The sequence below is a fragment of the Flavobacterium anhuiense genome (assembly GCF_050990855.1).
GTDB lineage: Bacteria > Bacteroidota > Bacteroidia > Flavobacteriales > Flavobacteriaceae > Flavobacterium > Flavobacterium anhuiense_C.
Genome location: NZ_CP158861.1, coordinates 5065825 through 5084958 on the forward strand (window position 1 = coordinate 5065825; position 19134 = coordinate 5084958).

Annotated in this window: 12 protein-coding genes and 1 riboswitch; of the genes, 3 read left to right on the forward strand and 9 right to left on the reverse strand. The window is 36.1% G+C overall.

The annotated features are described in order from the left end of the window. Window positions 1-39 precede the first annotated feature (39 nt). Window positions 40-1545, forward strand: coding sequence for a rhamnogalacturonan acetylesterase (locus ABTV69_RS21820; RefSeq protein WP_433832616.1), 1506 nt, complete (start codon window positions 40-42; stop codon window positions 1543-1545). Window positions 1546-1781: 236 nt separating this feature from the next. Here ABTV69_RS21820 and ABTV69_RS21825 read toward each other — a convergent pair whose 3' ends face one another. The 6 genes from ABTV69_RS21825 to ABTV69_RS21850 form a co-directional block, all read right to left on the reverse strand. Next, the gene (locus ABTV69_RS21825; RefSeq protein ID WP_433832618.1) at window positions 1782-3110 is read right to left on the reverse strand and encodes a rhamnogalacturonidase; all 1329 of its coding nucleotides are present in this window, start codon (window positions 3108-3110) and stop codon (window positions 1782-1784) included. A gap of 48 nt (window positions 3111-3158) precedes the next feature. Next, complete coding sequence (gene rhaM / locus ABTV69_RS21830) at window positions 3159-3485, reverse strand: L-rhamnose mutarotase (protein WP_433832620.1); 327 nt, start codon at window positions 3483-3485, stop codon at window positions 3159-3161. 39 nt (window positions 3486-3524) lie between these two features. After that, window positions 3525-4595 (reverse strand): glycoside hydrolase family protein, encoded by a 1071-nt coding sequence (locus ABTV69_RS21835; RefSeq protein WP_433832622.1) that lies wholly within the window; start codon window positions 4593-4595, stop codon window positions 3525-3527. Window positions 4596-4739: 144 nt separating this feature from the next. Continuing rightward, window positions 4740-6269, reverse strand: a complete 1530-nt coding sequence (locus tag ABTV69_RS21840; protein WP_433832624.1) for a sialate O-acetylesterase — start codon at window positions 6267-6269, stop codon at window positions 4740-4742. A 152-nt stretch (window positions 6270-6421) separates the two neighbouring features. Beyond that, window positions 6422-7957 (reverse strand): RagB/SusD family nutrient uptake outer membrane protein, encoded by a 1536-nt coding sequence (locus ABTV69_RS21845; RefSeq protein ID WP_433832626.1) that lies wholly within the window; start codon window positions 7955-7957, stop codon window positions 6422-6424. A gap of 10 nt (window positions 7958-7967) precedes the next feature. Next, a complete protein-coding gene (locus ABTV69_RS21850; protein WP_433832628.1) occupies window positions 7968-11108 on the reverse strand; it encodes a SusC/RagA family TonB-linked outer membrane protein in 3141 nt (1046 codons plus the stop codon). A gap of 440 nt (window positions 11109-11548) precedes the next feature. Here ABTV69_RS21850 and ABTV69_RS21855 point away from each other — a divergent pair, with 440 nt between their 5' ends. Then, complete coding sequence (locus tag ABTV69_RS21855; protein WP_433832630.1) at window positions 11549-14335, forward strand: glycosyl hydrolase; 2787 nt, start codon at window positions 11549-11551, stop codon at window positions 14333-14335. Window positions 14336-14352: 17 nt separating this feature from the next. Continuing rightward, window positions 14353-15480 carry a glycoside hydrolase family 88/105 protein gene (locus ABTV69_RS21860; RefSeq protein WP_433832632.1) on the forward strand — a complete coding sequence of 376 codons (1128 nt, stop codon included), beginning with the start codon at window positions 14353-14355 and terminating at the stop codon, window positions 15478-15480. A 123-nt stretch (window positions 15481-15603) separates the two neighbouring features. Here ABTV69_RS21860 and ABTV69_RS21865 read toward each other — a convergent pair whose 3' ends face one another. The 3 genes from ABTV69_RS21865 to ABTV69_RS21875 all read right to left on the reverse strand — a co-directional run bounded on the left by ABTV69_RS21865 (window position 15604) and on the right by ABTV69_RS21875 (window position 19134). Further along, complete coding sequence (locus ABTV69_RS21865; protein WP_433832634.1) at window positions 15604-17082, reverse strand: aminotransferase class V-fold PLP-dependent enzyme; 1479 nt, start codon at window positions 17080-17082, stop codon at window positions 15604-15606. Between the two features lie 59 nt (window positions 17083-17141). Then, window positions 17142-18131 (reverse strand): redoxin domain-containing protein, encoded by a 990-nt coding sequence (locus ABTV69_RS21870; protein WP_433832636.1) that lies wholly within the window; start codon window positions 18129-18131, stop codon window positions 17142-17144. A 241-nt stretch (window positions 18132-18372) separates the two neighbouring features. Further along, window positions 18373-18473, reverse strand: a riboswitch (SAM riboswitch). A 211-nt stretch (window positions 18474-18684) separates the two neighbouring features. After that, the gene (locus ABTV69_RS21875) at window positions 18685-19134 is read right to left on the reverse strand and encodes a response regulator (protein ID WP_433832638.1); all 450 of its coding nucleotides are present in this window, start codon (window positions 19132-19134) and stop codon (window positions 18685-18687) included.

Consider the following 19134-nt stretch of genomic DNA (forward strand, 5'->3'; position numbering starts at 1 on the left):
TTTCACAACTCACATTTCACAACTCACAATTAAAAAAATATGAAATTAACTAAAGTACTTTCTTTACTTCTTTTAGCACTGTTATTCTTCAATTTTACTTTTAGAGAAGATTCCAAACCTACACTTTATACCGTTGGCGACTCGACTGTAAAAAACGGAACAGGCAAAGGCGACGGCGGACTTTGGGGATGGGGAGATTTTATCGGGCAGTTTTTAGATACAAGCAAGATCCATGTCGAAAATCATGCTCTCGGTGGTACGAGCAGCCGTACTTTTCAGGATAAAGGTTTGTGGACAGCCGTTTTGAACAAACTCAAAAAAGGCGATTATGTTTTGATTCAGTTTGGACATAATGACGACGGACCAATAAACGATAGTCTTCGCGCCCGCGGAACAATTAAAGGAATTGGAAACGAAACGCAGGAAATTGATAATATCCTGACGAAGAAACATGAAACGGTTCATAGTTACGGCTGGTATATTCAGAAAATAATTCGTGAAGCAAAATCAAAAGGCGCGATTCCGATTGTGTGTTCGCCAATTCCGAGGAACGATTGGAAAGACGGAAAAGTACCTAGAAATGACCATTCATACGGACTTTGGGCAAAACAAATTGCCGAAAAAGAAAAAGTGACTTTTATTAATTTAAATGAAAAGATGGCGCTTGAAATGGAAAAACTAGGCGAATCTAAAATTACGGATACTTATTTTTACAAAAGAGATCATACGCATACTTCGGCAAAAGGCGCTGTCATGTCGGCTTCGGTAATTATTAATGAATTGAAAGCAAGCAAGAATTCTTTAAAAAATTATATTTTAAAAAATCCGAAAATTGTTCTTCCCGCAAGAAACAAAGTCTTTTTAATTGGCGACTCCACTATGGCCAACAACGGAACTCCAGATGCTGTGGGCTGGGGCGTTGCTTTTCCTAAATACTGCGACACGACGAGAATTGAGGTAATCAACAAAGCAAAAGGCGGTCGAAGCTCCAGAACTTTTATCACAGAAGGACTTTGGGAAGAAGTGAAAAACCAGTTACAGCCTGGAAATTTCATTTTGATTCAGTTTGGACATAATGATGCAGGTGCGGTTGACAAAGAAAAGTTCCGAGGTTCTTTAAAGGGAATTGGTGATGAAACTCAAGAAATAACTCGTCCTGAAGGCTCTAAGGAAACGGTCTACACTTTCGGCTGGTACATGTCTAAAATGATCCGAGAGGCTAAAGAAAAAGGTGCAATACCTATTGTTTTAAGCTTAACACCAAGAAATGAATGGCCAAATGATAAAGTGGAACAACGTTTTGACACGTATGTTAAATGGTCTAAAGAGATAGCCGAGAAAGAAAATGTTCTTTACCTAGATTTAAGCGATGCCGTAGCTCAAAAATATGCGATTTTAGGAAAAGAAAAAGTGAAAGCCTTTTTTCCGAAAGATCACACCCATACTGGTACTGAAGGTGCTGACTTCAATGCCTTGACGGTGGCAGAATGCATTAAAAAAATAAAGAATTGTGCATTGAAAGATTATATTTTAAGTGAAAAGTGATTAGTGATTAGTGAAAAGTAATAGTATAAACTTTGTTGGGTACAATTAAAACAGTATAAATTTGACGCAGATTAGACAGATTCGTTATCACGAAAACGCGGACAAAAACGGATTTTTTTGATTCTCTATACAAATCAATTTTTGTCCGAGTTTTTACGAGTAAAACAGTTTTATCCGAAAAAAATGGCTTCGTTTGCAAACGAAGCCATTTTTTTTATACTTATGTTATATTGAAACTATTCCACTAACTTCTTATTCACATACACATTTTTAAAAGTTACACCGTTAATCAGACTTTTATCTACAGTGGTTTTTGTTGCTTCGATATTCATGTTTTCAAAAGTGAAATTGGACAAGCGAACGTTTGGATCATTTTCTACTCCATAAAAAGTCTCGCATTTGAGATCTATGTTTTTTAAAGTCACGTGATCTCCGTAAGATAACGGAATATCGGGACGCCCTTTTAAATCGAAAAATTGTTTCCAAGCAAAAATCGCCAAACAGTTTTTAGCGCTTCCTTTTATATCTTCTACTCTTATATATTCATATCGTTGCGGAGTATCTGGTCGCATTTTCAGCCAAAGCATGCGCGAAGCGCCATCGATTTTGCAGTTTCTCATAATCACGTTTTTGTTATGAATCGATTCACTACCGTTGGTTAAGGCAGAATGACAGAAACCAAAATTGCAATCTTCGATTATAATATTGCTGTTCGGACCGTTATTTTTGTCTTGATCTGCATAAGGGCCTTTTCCGCCTTTTAAAGCAATCGCGTCGTCATTAACAGACATATAACAGCCTTTTACTAAAAAATTAGTGCAGATATCAATATCAATGGCATCTGTGCTTGGCGCTTTGATTTCGATATGAGGTGAGAAAATATACAAATCCAATAATTTTACATTATTGCATTTATAAAAGTGATTCGTCCAAAAACCAGAGTTGATCAATTTTACATCTTGAAGCTGTACATTGTTGGAGTTCCACACAAAAACCAATCTTGGTCTCGACACTTCAAGATTGGTGCATTTCGGGTTTTCTTTACGACGCTGCCAAAAAGCTTCCCAATATTTTTTGCCATTTCCATTAATGGTTCCTTTCCCAGAAATCGAAAAATTATCTACGCCGTACGCGTTAACAAGTGCCGGAAAATAATCTAGATTCTGCCCTTCCATTCGCGAAGGCATAATCGGAAAATCGGCAATGTTATCTGATCCTTTAAGCACACCTCCTTCAGCAACATACAAAGCAGTTTTGGGTTTAAAAAACAAAGCACCACTCAAATAAACGCCTTTCGGAACCACAATTACACCTCCGCCACTTGCGGCTGCTTTGTCTATTACTTTCTGAATCTGAACGGTCTGCATTTTAGTGCTATCCTTACTAACACCAAAATCAGTGATGACATATTGTTTTCCTAAATTTTTCAATTGAATTTTAGCATAATCTTTAAACCAATTGGTAATCGGACTTCCGTCTGGAAATGTATCATTGGCATAATTTTGCGCAAATGAAATTTGAAAAAAGCCAATGATGAAAATTAGAACCTTTAAAGTATTTTTCATTAGTATTTAATTAATAGTTTTTTTGATTAGTGAAGCGTCACAATTCTGTTAATCCAAATAAAAAACTTCTGTGAGCGCTTTTGTTTTTGGTGAATTATCTGGATTCGCATCCATTATATCGCTCATATAATTCCACCATTTTCTCATTAAAGGATGGCAGGAAAGTTTAGAACGGTCAAATGCTGCATTTAATTTTTGAACACCGAAAAGGATTCCGCTTTCTTCATCTAAAAATATAGAATAATCCTGTATGCCACTTTCTGAAAGCAACTGCAACAATTCTGGCCATATTTGATCATGTCTCGTTTTATATTCTGCTTCAAAACCAGATTTCAATTGCATTGTAAAAGCATTTCTAATTGTATTATTTTCCATTTTTTTACTTTAATTGTTAGACATTCTACACATTATTTTTTATTCTATTTTAAAAATAAAAGCCGAAGAAGTTTCATATTTACCTCCTTGCGAAGCTGTAAACAGATAGGTTGCTTTTCCTTTTTGAAACAAAAGTTGCGGACGCTCGGCACGACCGTAACGATTTAAATGTTTCGGCGCTTCAGGCTGTTTAATGTATTTATTTAAAGGCTGATACGCAACCAACGGCGCATTCCAATGCTTTCCATCATCAGAATCCATGTAGAGACCGTAATCCATTCCGAAAACGCCCATATCTCTTGCCAGCATTTTAAACTTTTTATTTTCGTACCAAACAAAAGCATCTTCGCATTGTTTGTTGTCTCCGAGTTTTGAAAAATCGACTACAGGATTATTTGGAAATTTTACGTAAGGTCCTTTTAGCGATTTTGATATTGCCAAACCATATTTTCTATTTCCTTTTATTGGATATTTCGGATGCTCATAATTTTCTGTATCTAATGATTTATAATACAGCCAATATTCTCCGTTTGGATGTTTTAAAAAAGAAGGATTCGTAGTGAGCAGATCGTCCCATTCGCCTTTTTCCCCTGGCAATAATAAAGGCTCGTCTGGTCGCTCCCACGGACCGTAAAGCGAATCTGAAAGTGCTAAACCAATGCGTTTGGTGTTCATTTTTCCATTAGAATTTCCCATAAAAAAAAGAGCGTATTTACCGTCTACAAAATGAATGCTCGGATTATGACAAGTTGTGGCGTCCCAATAACCTTCGCCTCTTGGCGCTAAAATGGTGCTCACATATTCGTAAGGACCTTCTGGCTTGTCTGCAACGGCGTGCGCAATTTCAGAACCGTTGATCCAGCCGCTCATCGATTTTGATTTTTTCCATCGCGAAAAAAACACATGAATTTTTCCGTCAGGACCTTCAATCGGGCTATTGCACCAAACGTAATACTCTTCAAACTCTAAAGCACGTCCTACAGGTTTTAGCCTTTTTTCGAAATCTGAAAGTTTGGGGTCTTCTAAAAAAGTAAAGGCTTTCGTCGAAAACGGAAGACACAATCCCATAACAGCCAGAGAATTCCCGATTATAAACTGTCTTCTATTCATTTGATTTTAAATTTAAATTCTCTCACAGATCCGCGAACTAAGCAGACTATTCTTTATTCTTTATTCTTTATTCTTTATTCTTTATTCTTTATTCTTTATTCTTTATTCTTTATTCTTTATTCTTTATTCTTTATTCTTTATTCTTTATCTTTTTTCAACCTCCACCCAATCATCTGTTCTAAAGGGGGAAGCTGGTAAATTATCATTATTGAATAAATTGGGTTCTGGAACGGCTTTCCATGCAAAACGCACTGCCGCCGGCTCTTTTACTTTTGCAGAAGAAACGATTATTGTTTTCCCGTCAATTTTCGCGTCAGCCGGATAAAAGATTTGATCTTCTCCTGCGATTTCAAATTCTTTTAAAACATCTCCATTCTTTTTCAGTCCCGATTCGGCATAATCAAAAAACAATTGTGCTTTCTGTTTTTTAATTTTCATATGATTATAAATGGGACCAGAATAAACCAATTTGTTTTCACCATAAGTTTTGGCGCGAGCAATTAAAGCCAATCTATACCCCACAGTTTGTTTGTCTATTGGGTGAATGTTTTGTGCATCGCCAACGTCTGTTGTCACTACCATTCCGCTATTTGGTATTGCTTTCAGCGACATTAATTGTGCTTCTCGAATTGCTGCATTTTGTCCTTTATGCGGTGTTATCTGAACATAGTAAAAAGGAAAATCGCCCTGCTTCCACTCGTCTCTCCAGCTTTTTACCATTGCTGGAAATAAAGTTCTGTACAAATAGGCTTTTCCTGAATTGCTTTCGCCCTGATACCAAATTGCGCCTTTAATCGTATAATTTACCAACGGATGCAACATTGCATTATACAAAACATAAGACGTTTTGTTTGGTTCTTTTTTAGGCTTTTTCAATTGCGATTTTGGAGCATTTGCTGCATTCGAAATTCGTTCATTGGTCAAAGCCAAATAATAGGCTTCAAGTTTTTCCTGATAGCTTTTTTCATTTTTGGCATCTTCCTGAAGAATCGGTAAAAAGGCGGTTTCTCCTTCTAAAATATTTTGGGCCGTCCAAGCTTCTGCTTTTGTGCCGCCCCAAGAAGTCGAAATTAATCCTATTGGCACATTTAATTTTTTATACAAATCTCTTCCAAAAAAATAAGCTACTGCAGAGAAGGTTTTAATGCTTTCAGGACTGCAAACTTTCCAGCTTCCGATAACATCTTCTACAGGTTGTTGAGAAGCATTTAGCGCTACAGTAAAAAGTCGAATATCTGGAAATATGGCATTTTTAACTTCTTCTTCATAGTTTTTAACACCCGTTTTCCAAGTTCCTTCTTCTCTTCCGACAGGAAAAAACATATTAGATTGTCCCGAACACAGCCAAACTTCTCCAACAAGCACATTTTTTAAAGTAATCGTATTAGAAGCATTAAGCGTAATCTCATATGTTTTCTGACTTCCATTGGGTGTTGCTACTGTCGTTTTCCAATTTCCAGCGGCGTCGGCCACGACATCAACTGGAAGATCCGACCAGCCTAATTTAATAGTAATTTTTTCGTTTGGGGCAGCCCATCCCCATAAATTGACTTTTGCCTGTTGCTGTAAAACCATATTGTCTGCAACTAAAGCAGGAAGTTTTATCTGAGCTGTAGCAGAAATTTTTACAAGTAAAACGAGTGAGAATGCTAAAAGTTTTTTTGACCCAATCATCGGCATTGATTTTAAGTAACATTTAAATTTAAAAGTAATCGAGTAATCTACGTCATTTGCAGCTGTTCCTTATCCCTTTGAAAATGAAAAAAAAGCTGCCTGAATAGACAGCTTATCTTCAAAAACAAAAAAACAATATTTAAGGCTTATTATTAATCGTAACCAGGGTTTTGATCGTATAATCCAGGAACAGCTAAAAGCTCTTGCAACGGAATTGGATACAGCAATGAGTTATTATCAATCGTTCTAATTTTGTTCTCCGTATCTTCAGCAACTCTCCAAGCATTCATTATATCCACAGCTTTTCCAGATCTGATTAAATCAAACCATCTTGTTCCCTCCGCAAAAAATTCTTTTCTTCTTTCGTCAAACAATTGGTCTAAAGTAATATTCGAAGCATTTGCCGTAACTCCAGCTCTTGTTCGTACCTTATTTACAATATCGTCCACTTCTGCTTGAGTTCCTCCACCGCCATGAAGCGTGCATTCTGCCATCAACATTAAAACATCTGTGTAACGCGTAATCATATAATCTACTCCCCAATCTTCACGGCCGTTTCCATATCGCGCAGGATCAATGTATTTTTTAAATACAGGAAGCGTATAACTTCCTTTGTACGTTCCAGATGCTACCGTGTAACTAGTTGCAATTCCGTAGATTTTACGTTTATCTGTTGCTTCAAACATATTCATAAAACCTTTTGAAATTGGTCTTGCTTCTAATGCGCCTTGAGCAGATAAATTTACAGAAGCAAAATAAGGTTCATAACCCAATTCAACCATAAAATTTCCTCCAACCGGAGTGGAGATATTCTGAGTGTACGGAATGGTTAATACATTTTCTTTATTCGCGTTTCCTTCTGTTTTAAAAATTGGTTCGTAATCTGTGCCTAAAGCATACAAACCACTCAATTTAATATCGTTTAATTCTTTATAAGCTTTATCCCATTCGTTCAAACCTAGCATGGCTCCATCGATTCCGTATGTTGGGCTTGAACGCGTCATGTATACCAAACCTAATAATGCTTTAGCGCCATATTTTGTTACACGTCCATAATTGGCTGCATCATACGACGGACTTAAATCTGGGATCGCCAACTGTAGATCTGAAATAATCAAATCGTATACTTTTGTCACTTCAGTTCTTGGTATTTGTGCTGCCTCTGTAGCACTTACTGTTTTATCTATTAAAGGCACACGTCCGAACCATCTTACCAAATCGAAATAACAAAATGCTCTTAAAAATCGAGCTTCGGCAACCATTGCTGTTTTATCAGCTGGAGTGGTAAAGATTTGATCTCCTTTTTCGGCAAGTTTTTCCAACAACTGGTTCGCTTTATAAATGGCATTGTAATTGGCCATGTAAGCTTCTTTTACATACGTATTCGAACTTATAGAGGTATAAAAGCTATTAATTCCTTCCCAGTCTCGTGAAGCTTGAGTGGTTGCCATCAAATTATCTGAACGTGTTTCGCTCAAATTCATCACTCTGTTGGCATAACCGTACGCTGTAAGTCCATGAAAAGCTACTGAATAGGTTGCATTTCTTGCCTGAACAAAATCTCCAGGAGTAGCATAAAAATTCTCGATTGTACCTTGTGACAAAGGCAGCTGATCCAATTGGTCTGTACACGATGCTTGTGCAAATAATAGTAAAGCACCTGCTGCTATGAAGATGTATTTTTTCATTTTGTTTTAATTAAAAATTAACGTTTAGTCCAATAACCAATGATTTTGCTAAAGGCGCTCCACCATAATCAACAGGCACGGCAAAATCACTATTTGAACTTGCTGAAGTATTTACTGCCTCAGGATTGAAACCAACTTTGTATTTGTTCCAGTAGAACCAGTTTTCACCAGTTACATACAATCTTGCATTATTGATTCTTGAAATTCCTTTAAGAGCTTGTCTTAAATTATATCCGATAGAAATACTTCTCACACTCACATAATCCGATTTGTACAACCAGTCTGAGTTGGCTTGATATCCAAATGAAGTCCTCCAGTTTCCTCTTACTGCCGGATCAACATTTAGCGAGTTTTCTACAGAACCCATTCCTGTACGATCAATAGCACGTCCTGTAAGTCCGTAAACCGTTCCTCCATTTTGTCCTTGAACCAAAACACTTAAATCTAAATCTTTGTATTTAAAAGTATTGGTGATTCCCCAAGTATATTTTGGAGTTGGATTTCCTAAATCGACACGGTCTTCAGAATTTATTTTTTTATCTCCGTTCTGATCTACATATCTCGGGTCTCCCAGAACCAATTTATTTCCTCCAATTGTAGTTCCGCCAGCATCGATATCAGCTTGCGTTACAACTCCGTTTTGTTTCAAGCCGAAAATCGTATACATCGGTTTGCCTACTTCTAATTTGATAAAAGGCACACCACCGTCAAATGAATTGCTAATTTCAATTTTGCTTTGGTCTGGACCTAAAGCCAAAACTTTATTTTCGTTATGGCTAATGTTAGCTGAAGTTCTCCACTCAAAACTTGGTGTTTTAACATTTAAAGAATTCAACTCAAACTCCCATCCTTGATTTTGCACTTCTCCAATATTGGTTTGATACGTTGGAAAACCAGAATCACTAGGAATCGGCACTCTTAACAGCAATTCGTTATTTGTTTTTCTATATAATTCGAATGTTCCAGAAAGTCTGTTTTTGATAAAACCAAAATCCAATCCGAAGTCAACACTTTTTGATTCCTCCCAATGCAAGCTCGGATTTGGAATAGAAGAAGCTCCTTGTCCCGCTGCAACGGCACCTCCAATCGAATAATTAAAAGTCCCAAGTGTAGCATACTGCGCGTAACTTCCAATATTATTACTTCCGTTAACCCCTGTACTCGCTCTTAATTTTAATTCGGTCAACCAATCAACATCTTGTAAAAATGCTTCTTGTTTTAATCTCCATCCAAGAGAAAGAGAAGAAAATGTTCCCCATCTTCTATCAGAACCAAACTTAGAAGAACCATCGCGTCTTATACTTCCTGCTATGATATATTTTTCTTTGAAATTATACTGAATACGAGAGAAAAATGAAAGCAAAGTATTTTTTTCCGCATTGGTAGAACCGATAGATCCTGCTGGCAATGTTTCGATTGTGGAACTATTATAAAGCGCACCAGAAGACATTGTAGATCGTGTAATATCATACGAATTGAAAGACTGGCCCAAAAGCACATTTACACTATGGCTGCCAAAAGTTTTATCGTACGTCAATGTATTTTCGTTAACTAAATTTTGTCTTCTGTAAGTATTATAAGCTCCTCTAATACTTGCAATTACATCATTTGGCGTATAACTTTCATTCACATTATCCGAGTTATCAAAGTTGATGGTGCTTTTTAAAGTAAAACTTTTAGCAAATTGATAACTAGCATATGCCGAGATTAGATTTCTGTACATTGAGTTTCTCCCTGTTCTTGCCAAAGCGTTCAACATATTGGTTGTACTGCTTCCCCACATATATCTCGTTGTATATTTTTCTCCTTTCGCGTTTTCTGTACTTTCAAAAACCGGAGTTGCTGTAAGTGCTTTAAAAAGTGTATTATCTTTTCCTTCAACGCCTGGATCATTTTTGATCGAATATGAAGGCGCTAAGTTGATTCCCATTTTAAAGTTTTCTGACAATTTGATATCAACATTTGCTCTTGCAGAAAAAAGAGAATAATCTGTTCCCACAATATATCCTGTATTTTTTTGATAGTTGGCAGACACATAGTAATTTACCACATCTGTAGCTCCAGAAGCCGTTAACTGATAATTGCTGAATTCTCCTGTGCGGAATACTTTATCTTGCCAATCGATATAATCTAAACCAGGATGTCCAGGCATATCCCATCTGTCATCATACAAATACGTATAATATCTTGAGTTGCTTGGTACTAATGGAGCAGTAGGATTTACCGCATTGTAAGCTGCGATTCTTTCTGCCGTTGTTTGGCTCGCAGACGCTCCCGCAATTCCAGATCCAACCCATTGCGAATCGATCATTACTTTTGCTCTATCAATCCATCCTTGAGAAGAAAGCATATCAACTCTATTGGCTTCTTTATTTACACCGCCATAAGTATTAAAAGTAAATTGCGGTTTCCCTTTTTTACCTTTTTTTGTAGTGATGATAACTACCCCATTTGAGGCACGCGAACCATAAATTGCCGCTGCTGAGGCATCTTTTAAAACTTCGATCGAAGCTACATCATTAGGGTTCATGTTATCTAACGGACTTCCATTTGAGAACGTTCCGTTACTGTTTGAGCCTTCCGTATAAATTGGAAAACCATCAATAACATACAGAGGCTCATTTCCTGCTGTAATAGATCCAGCTCCACGAATTTCGATACTGAAAGGCTGTCCTGGCAAACCAGTTGTCTGTTTCACACGGACCCCCGCAACCTGACCAATTAAACCTTGGTCAATTCTAGAAATCGGACGCTCGGTAAAATTTTCTGTTTTTAATCCTGAAATAGCTCCAGTGGTAAGCTTTTTCTTTTGAGTACCGTAACCTATGACTACGACTTCATTCAAGTTGGAACTTTCGGCTTCAAGAGAAATCGCATAACTCGAAGCGGCTCCAACTTTTACTTCCTGCTTTACAAATCCCACGAACGAAAAAAGCAACGTTTCTCCAGGAGCAGCAGAAATGCTAAATTTTCCATCCATATCTGTACTTGCAGATCGGCTCGTTCCTTTCACAATTACGTTGACTCCCGGAATTGATAATTTGGCTGGATCGGTAACGGTTCCTGTAACCGTTTTTACTTGCGCATAGCCCGATGCGTACGACAGTACAAATAAGGCTATAATCAGCAAAAGATTAAGCTTGTTTTTCATAAAATTCAGTTTTGGTTAGTTAATTAGTCTAAACCAAATTTATCTAGAAGCGTTTTCCACTGTATCCTGTAGTATCCTGTTAAAGCTCAATATCTTATAATTTTATTTAAGTTTTGATTAACAGAAAATACGCACAACTACCTGATTTACAAGCGATAATTCATTGCGAAATTCAAAAATATATTATCTAAAATTTTATTAAAATATTTTTGAATTATTAATATATATTTATACAAAACACTATTAATTACATAAAAAATAAGTGTATTTTTTACACATTTAATTTTTTAATATTTTTAAACAAAAACAGGATTCTACAGGATAGCTTTTCAATTCACTCCCTCTACTTTTACTTTAATACCAAAAAAATCTCTTCGTTGCTTTTAAGCAAAAAAGTAGGAAAGAAACTATTTTTACGAGAGTCAAATACGGCATAAATAATGAAAAAATTCTGCTTCCTAACACTATTATTTTTCTCCTTTTTTCAGGCCATTTCGCAGGAAAAAAATAAATCGCCATGGCCAAATTCTACCAACCTGAATCAGCCTTGGGCGCGTTGGTGGTGGATGGGAAGCGCTGTAGACAAACCCAACTTAAAAAGAAGCCTTATTGATTTTCATAATGCTGGAATTGGCGGCGTTGAAATCACTCCCATTTATGGCGTGAAAGGAGAAGAAAGGAACTTTATTGAGTATTTATCTCCAAAATGGCTGGACATGTTAGATTACACGATTCGCATTTCAGACAGTTTAAAAATGCAGGTTGATATGGTTTTAGGAACAGGATGGCCTTATGGAGGATCGCACGTAACATTGCCTCATGCTGCAACGAAATTAATAGTCGAAAAATATCAGGTTAAGAAAAGTGAAACTTTTAATCGCAACATTACAGTCAACGCCAAAGAAAAAAATCCAGCAGATTTACTGTACGTGGTTGCCTACGGAAATGATGGATCTGTAATAGATTTGACCGGCGATCTTAAAAATAAAAAGACCAATACAACCGATAAAGGATTGGAAGGGTCCAGTATCAAACTGCCCAATAATCTCAAACCGAAACAGCTCAACTGGAAAGCAAAAAAAACAGATTATACGATCTACGCCGTATTTAGCGGTAAAACTGGACAGCAAGTAAAAAGAGCTGCTCCTGGCGGAAGCGGATATACTTTAGACCATTATTCTGCCGAAGCTTTAAAAGCGTACGTTGCTCCGTTTAATGATGCTTTCAAAGGGAGAGAAGGAAAAATAAGAGCTGTTTTTAACGACAGTTTTGAGGTTTACGGAACCGATTTTACTCCCAACTTTTTTGAGGAATTTAAAAAGCTGCGCGGTTACGATTTAAAAAATCAACTTTCGCTTTTATTGAATGAAACCGATAATGAAGAGGGCAATAGAATTAGAAGCGATTATCGACAAACTATTTCTGATTTACTGCTCCATAAATTTGACAAATCTTGGACTAATTGGGCGCATTCTAAAAATTTCAAAACAAAACTTCAGGCTCACGGTTCTCCAGGAAATCTAATTGATTTGTACGCTTCTGCCGATATTCCAGAATGCGAAACTTTTGGTTCTATGCCTTTTGACATTCCAGGCTTGAGACGTGACAAAGAAGACATTCGCGAAGGAGATGCTGATCCCGTTATGCTGAAATTCTCTTCTTCTGCAGCTCATATTTCTGGCAAAAACTTAGTATCATCAGAAACCTTTACTTGGCTTAGAGAACATTTCAAAACAGCATTATCGCAGTGTAAACCAGAAGCCGAGGATTTAATGCTCAATGGCGTTAATCATATTTTCTTGCATGGTTCAACGTATTCTCCAGATCGCGCTGTTTGGCCTGGCTGGCAGTTTTATGCATCGGTAAATTTTAATTCTAATAATACCATTTGGGAAGATGCTCCTTCTCTATTTTCGTATATTTCAAATTGCCAATCGCTTTTACAGCAAGGAAAACCAGATAACGAAATTTTATTGTACTGGCCTATTTTTGATGCTTGGGACAACTACCAAAAAGGAACTTTATTTTTTCAATTTAAAATTCACTCATTATCAGAATGGCTCTATGGCACTTCCTTTTATGACACTACAAAAAACCTGATCAAAAAAGGGTATAGCACCGATTTTATTTCAGACCATTTTATAGCTGAAGCTAAAGTCGTAAACGGAACTATCATTTTATCTGGCGGCAGTTACAAATCATTGATTGTTCCAGCGTGCAAAAAAATGCCGTTAGAGACGCTTCAAAAATTAATCGAATTGAAAAAAGCAGGCGCATCTATTATTTTCGAAGGTTTGCCTCAGTCTGTTCCTGGGTTTAATGATTATAAAAATCGAGAACAAAATCTCAAAAAAATACTTGCAGACAATGTTTCTTTAATTACCCCTGAAGACATTTTTAAAGCGTTAGAAAATAAAAATATTAAACCTGAAAGCCTTGTAAACACAGGCTTAAAATTCATCAGACGAGATGTTGATGGAGAGAAAATCTATTATGTCGTTAATCACACAAAAGAAACAATAGATGATTTTATTCCGCTTCAAATTGCAAATCGAGAAGTACTTATTCTGAATCCATTGACCAAAGAATTTGGCAATGCGATGGTCACTAAAAAAGACCAAACCACATTGGTAAAACTTAAAATGGAGCCAGGGCAATCTTTCTTTTTAAAAACAGAAAAAATAGCTTCTCAAAAAAAATGGACTTATTATAAGTCTGACGGTAAATCTTTTCCTTTAAAAGGAAATTGGAACTTAACTTTTGATAAAGGAGGTCCAAAACTACCACAAAATGATGTTGTTTCTACTTTAGAATCGTGGACAAAATTAAGTCCAGATGCAGAAGCGTTTTCAGGTTCGGCAACGTATACACTGCAATTTGAAAATCCGAATTCTTCAGTAAAAAATTGGATTTTAGATCTGGGTGATGTTCGCGAAAGCGCAAAAATCTGGATCAATGAGGAATTTGTCGGCACGTTGTGGTCGATTCCTTATAAGCTTCAAATTAAAAATCTAAAAGCTGGTAAAAACTCCTTGAAAATTCAAGTGACCAATCTGCCTGCCAATAGAATTAGAGATATGGAACTGAAAGGTCAAGAATGGAAAATTTTCTACGAAATAAATATGGTGGATAAAGATTATAAAAAATTTGATGCCACAAAATGGAATCCGATGCCATCGGGACTTTTAGGTCCAGTTACGCTGACTCCTTTGAAAGAACAAAACTAACTACCAAATAATCAAAAATGAAGAAATTACTATTATTTTCTGTGCTCTCTATTTTTTCTATAAAAAGCCTGTCAGCCCAAGATTTATCAGATAAAAAGCAAATTCTGAAACAAATGATTCTTGCGAATGATTATTTTATGCAAAAATGGCCCGACACTGGAAAAACAATTATTACAAATAAAGAAAGGCCAAGCAATATTTGGACTCGCGGTGTTTATTACGAAGGATTAATGGCACTTCATGAAATTTTTCCAAAGGAGAATTATTACGATTATGCCTACGCATGGGCGGAGTTTCATAAATGGGGTTTCAACAGCGGCAACACCACCCGAAATGCAGACAATTATTGCGCAGCTCAAACGTATATCGATTTGTATAATTTGGAACCTGACGCAAAAAAATTAAAAAATACCAAAGCCAATATCAATATGTTGCTCAATACGCCGCAGCTGAATGATTGGTCTTGGATTGATGCGATTCAAATGGGAATGCCTGTTTTTGCGAAATTGGGCGTTTTGGAAAAGGACAATCGTTATTTTGAAAAAATGTACGACATGTATATGTATTCAAGAAACAAACATGGAGACAACGGACTTTATAATCCGAAAGAAGGATTGTGGTGGCGAGATGCTGATTTTGATCCTCCGTACAAAGAACCAAATGGCAAAAATTGCTATTGGAGCCGTGGAAATGGTTGGGTAATTGCAGCTTTAGCTAAAGTTCTAACGATAATTCCTGAAAATGCGCCACACAGAGAACAATATGTAAAAGATTTAAAAGCGATGGCTGCAGCGCTTGTTCCAATTCAGAGAGCTGACGGTTTTTGGAATGTGAGCCTTCATGACCCAACCAATTTTGGTGGAAAAGAAACTTCTGGAACTGCACTATTTGTATACGGAATGGCATACGGAGTAAATACCGGCATTCTAAAAAAAGAAACGTACTTGCCCGTAATTGAAAAAGCGTGGAAAGCAATCACAACAGAAAGTCTTCATGAAAATGGATTTTTAGGCTACCTCCAGTCAACTGGAAAAGAACCTAAAGACGGACAGCCACTTTCGTACGACAAAATACCCGATTTTGAAGATTATGGATTAGGATGTTTTCTGCTTGCTGGTTCTGAAATTTATAAAATGAAGAATTAAAAAAAACGAAAAATCGCAGTCATTTATGACTGCGATTTTTTATTTAGAAACCGTTTTTCATTCCGTTAGGAATATTTGGTCGGTACGAACGTTTGATTATAGACATGCCAGCAGAATATTAAATCAATCAAACTTAAACCATTCTTTTACTTCTCTTTCGATATTGTCTTTTATTTTCGGATTTTCGAATTCATTTGAAACGGGATTATATTCGTAATCTTTCTTCCATTTTTTATAATTGAGTGCCACTTTTTCAATCGCATCACAAATATAAAAAAGCTCTTCGTTGGTAGTAATTGGGTGCAAAGACAAACGAACCCATCCTGGTTTATTGGTTTGATTTCGCTGCAATAATTCATTTGTAATTTCAGCCGATTTCTTTTCATTAATATTGAACAGATAGTGCGCATAGGTACTTGCACACGACCATCCGCCGCGAACTTGAATTCCGAAACGGTCATTTAGGAGTCTAACAATCAAATTGTAGTGAATATCTTCAATTACAAAAGAAACACAGCCAATTCGTTCTGTTGATAAATCTCCCAAAATGGATAAACCTTTTATTTTTTGAAGCCTCGAAAAGCAAAGATCCAGCAATTCTTTTTCTCTTTTTTTAATATTCTCCACTCCCATTTGCTCTTTTAATTCTAAAGCCAAAGCCGTTCTTATAACTTGCAGAAAGCCTGGAGTTCCACCATCTTCTCTGACTTCGATTACATCGCTGTAACAATATTTCCCTAACGGATTGGTCCATTTTACATTTCCTCCACCAGGATTATCGGGAAAGTCAGATTGGTATAATTTTTCATTAAAAACCAAAATACCGCAAGTTCCGGGTCCACCCAAAAATTTATGAGGCGAAAAGAAAATCGCATCCAATTGTTCTTCTGGATCTTTTGGATGCATATCGATTTTTACATAAGGTGCCGAAGCGGCAAAATCTACAAAGCAAAGTCCACCGTTTTGATGCATGATTTTGGCTAATTCATGATAAGGCGTAATAATTCCTGTAACATTCGAACAAGACGTAAAAGAACCTATCTTTAAACTCCTATCAGCATACTTTTTGATTGCATCCGAAAGCACTTTTGGATCTACTAAATTGTTTTCATCCGGAGGAAGAATTACTACATCTGCATTCATTTCGTACCATGGAACTTGATTGGAATGATGTTCCATATGCGTGATAAAAACGACTGGTTTATCTATTTCAGATTCGTAATTTTTTCTAATTCCAATAATCCGTTGCAGTTTAGATAAAGCAGCCGTCATTCCGCTTCCTGTTGTTACTAAAACATCAGATTCGCTGGCATTAACTGCTTTTTTAATACTATCTCTCGCATGCTGATAAGCATAAGTAGACGTTTTTCCTGTCTGACTAGAAAACGAATGCGTATTGGCAATCATCGGACCAATTTTATTGAGCATAATAGCTTCAATCGGGGCGTATAATCTTCCGCTGGCAACCCAATCTGCATATACTAGATTTTGTTCTCCATAAACCGATTCAAATATATGATCAATCCCTATTGTATTTTCTCTAAACTTAGAGAAGTAACATTCTGGTTCTGTTGGTTTTGTTGTTGGCTCAATAGCATTCATATCCTTATCATTTTAAATTAACTAAATTGTATTGTTGTTTTCTTCTTCTAGGGCTTGTCTTAAATTTTATTCTCCAAAAGCGATTTTAAAGTCGATTGTAATTCTTCTCCATGAAGGTTTCTTGCAACGATTATTCCTTTATCATCCACTAAATAATTTCCAGGAATTGCTCGTACCCCATATAATTTGGCTACAGCGCTATTCCAAAAAAGCAAGTCAGAAACATGTGTCCAAGTTAAATTATCGTCCTTAATGCCTTTTACCCAATTTTCTTTCTTTTTATCCAAAGAAATGGCTACAATATTGAATCCTTTATCGTGAAATTCTTTGTAAGCTGCTACAATATTCGGATTCTCTTTTCGGCATGGTCCACACCAAGAAGCCCAAAAATCAACTAGCGTATAACCTTTTAAATTCTCATAAAGGCGAACTGGTTTTCCCTCTGGATCTTTCGCCGTAAAATCTGGTGCTTTTTTACCTACCGCCAATCCGTCTAAAACGGTAACCAGTTCTTTTAGTTCTTTTACGTAAGTGCTATTTTGAAGGCTTTTATCCAATAAAGCAATATTTTGAGTAATCTGCTCTGGCGTTAATCTGTATGACCAGTTTCTATACAATACATAAGCCGAAACAATCGATTTTGGATGCTCTGTTATAAATTTGCTGATCTCAACCTCTTTTGTTTTTTTATAGGTTTCGAATAAATCCTGAGAAGCCGAACCTTCAACCACGGAAGCCGTATAATATTTCTTCGGACTTAATTTTACTGTAATTGACTCTTTTTCAAGAAAAATATACAAAGGCGAGCTTTCTGTATTTACGCTTAAACCGTATAATTCTGGCGTTTTTACTTTCGTTTTAAAACTAAAATTTCCGTCTGTTACTTTTGCTGAATCAATTGTAGCAAACATTTTGTTGTGAAATTTTTGCAGGTAAACATATTGCGCCACGGTGTCTACAACAGTTCCTTTCAATTGCAAATTATTTTCTTGAGCTTGAATTTGAAAAGCTCCAAGAAGCAAAGCGAAACCTAATAGTATTTTTTTCATTTTATTTTATTTTAGTTTTAAGATTAGACAAAAGAATTTCAGGCCAATGCAAAAAGCCATCAGCGTAATTTGTTTATAAAAGGAATCTCGGAAAAACTACTATTTTCTCCTTCTAGAAAAAGGCAAAGCTGTTTTCTTCAAAAATGGAATTCAAAAGTTCATAACCGACGTACAAAATTGATTCTGCTTTCATAATATTTTTTTTAATTGGATGATCTTAAACAGATTTACGGAGAAATCTTTCTTATCTGCCCGCACACAGCGGAAGGATTTAGCACCTTATTCGGCAACAGGTTGCTAAGACTTCATTGGGCCTATTCCCTCAGTCTTTCTGGATAAGTATCATTATATAAATTTTCTGCAATACAAATATATACTAATTCTACCAAATTAGTATAATTTAAATCGTATTTTTTAAAATTTTTATTTAGAAACGCATTCAATACAAGGTAAAAACAATGAAAATCAAACAATTAAAACGCTTTAATTGTTTTTAACTTATGCCTTTTTAAAAAAGAAATTCATACATTTTACCAAATTGCGATTTCTAATTTCAGATAAAAATATGGAGATATTTGTTCTTTTCCAGATTTGGAAGAGCTTCTTTCAACCCGTTTTCTATATTTGATGTAATTAACCCTAACACTTGTTTAAGGTCTTTAAAAGTATTCGGTTTCACAAAATAACAGACAGCTCCAAGATTTGCAGCAGTTTCCATATCATTTTTATGGGAAGAAGTAGAAATCATAATTACAGGAATTTCTTTATATCTTTCGTCTCGTTTTAATTGCCTCAGACATTCCCAGCCATCCATAATGGGCATATTTAAGTCTAAAAAAACTACAGATGGAATTGTATCTTGCTTTTGCATCATTTTTAAAGCTTCATCACCATTGTCTGCATAATGACAAATAATGTTTTCATCTATATCAGCCAGCGCTTCACAAAACATTTCTGTATCATCCTGATCATCATCCGCTAATAAAATTATTTTACTCATCAT

Coding starts and splice junctions, on each gene's coding strand:
- ABTV69_RS21820 (WP_433832616.1), top strand. CDS start 40: ATGAAATTAACTAAAGTACTTTCTTTACTTCTTTTAGCACTGTTATTC.
- ABTV69_RS21825 (WP_433832618.1), bottom strand. CDS start 3,110: ATGAAAAATACTTTAAAGGTTCTAATTTTCATCATTGGCTTTTTTCAA.
- rhaM (WP_433832620.1), bottom strand. CDS start 3,485: ATGGAAAATAATACAATTAGAAATGCTTTTACAATGCAATTGAAATCT.
- ABTV69_RS21835 (WP_433832622.1), bottom strand. CDS start 4,595: ATGAATAGAAGACAGTTTATAATCGGGAATTCTCTGGCTGTTATGGGA.
- ABTV69_RS21840 (WP_433832624.1), bottom strand. CDS start 6,269: ATGATTGGGTCAAAAAAACTTTTAGCATTCTCACTCGTTTTACTTGTA.
- ABTV69_RS21845 (WP_433832626.1), bottom strand. CDS start 7,957: ATGAAAAAATACATCTTCATAGCAGCAGGTGCTTTACTATTATTTGCA.
- ABTV69_RS21850 (WP_433832628.1), bottom strand. CDS start 11,108: ATGAAAAACAAGCTTAATCTTTTGCTGATTATAGCCTTATTTGTACTG.
- ABTV69_RS21855 (WP_433832630.1), top strand. CDS start 11,549: ATGAAAAAATTCTGCTTCCTAACACTATTATTTTTCTCCTTTTTTCAG.
- ABTV69_RS21860 (WP_433832632.1), top strand. CDS start 14,353: ATGAAGAAATTACTATTATTTTCTGTGCTCTCTATTTTTTCTATAAAA.
- ABTV69_RS21865 (WP_433832634.1), bottom strand. CDS start 17,082: ATGAATGCTATTGAGCCAACAACAAAACCAACAGAACCAGAATGTTAC.
- ABTV69_RS21870 (WP_433832636.1), bottom strand. CDS start 18,131: ATGAAAAAAATACTATTAGGTTTCGCTTTGCTTCTTGGAGCTTTTCAA.
- ABTV69_RS21875 (WP_433832638.1), bottom strand. CDS start 19,134: ATGATGAGTAAAATAATTTTATTAGCGGATGATGATCAGGATGATACA.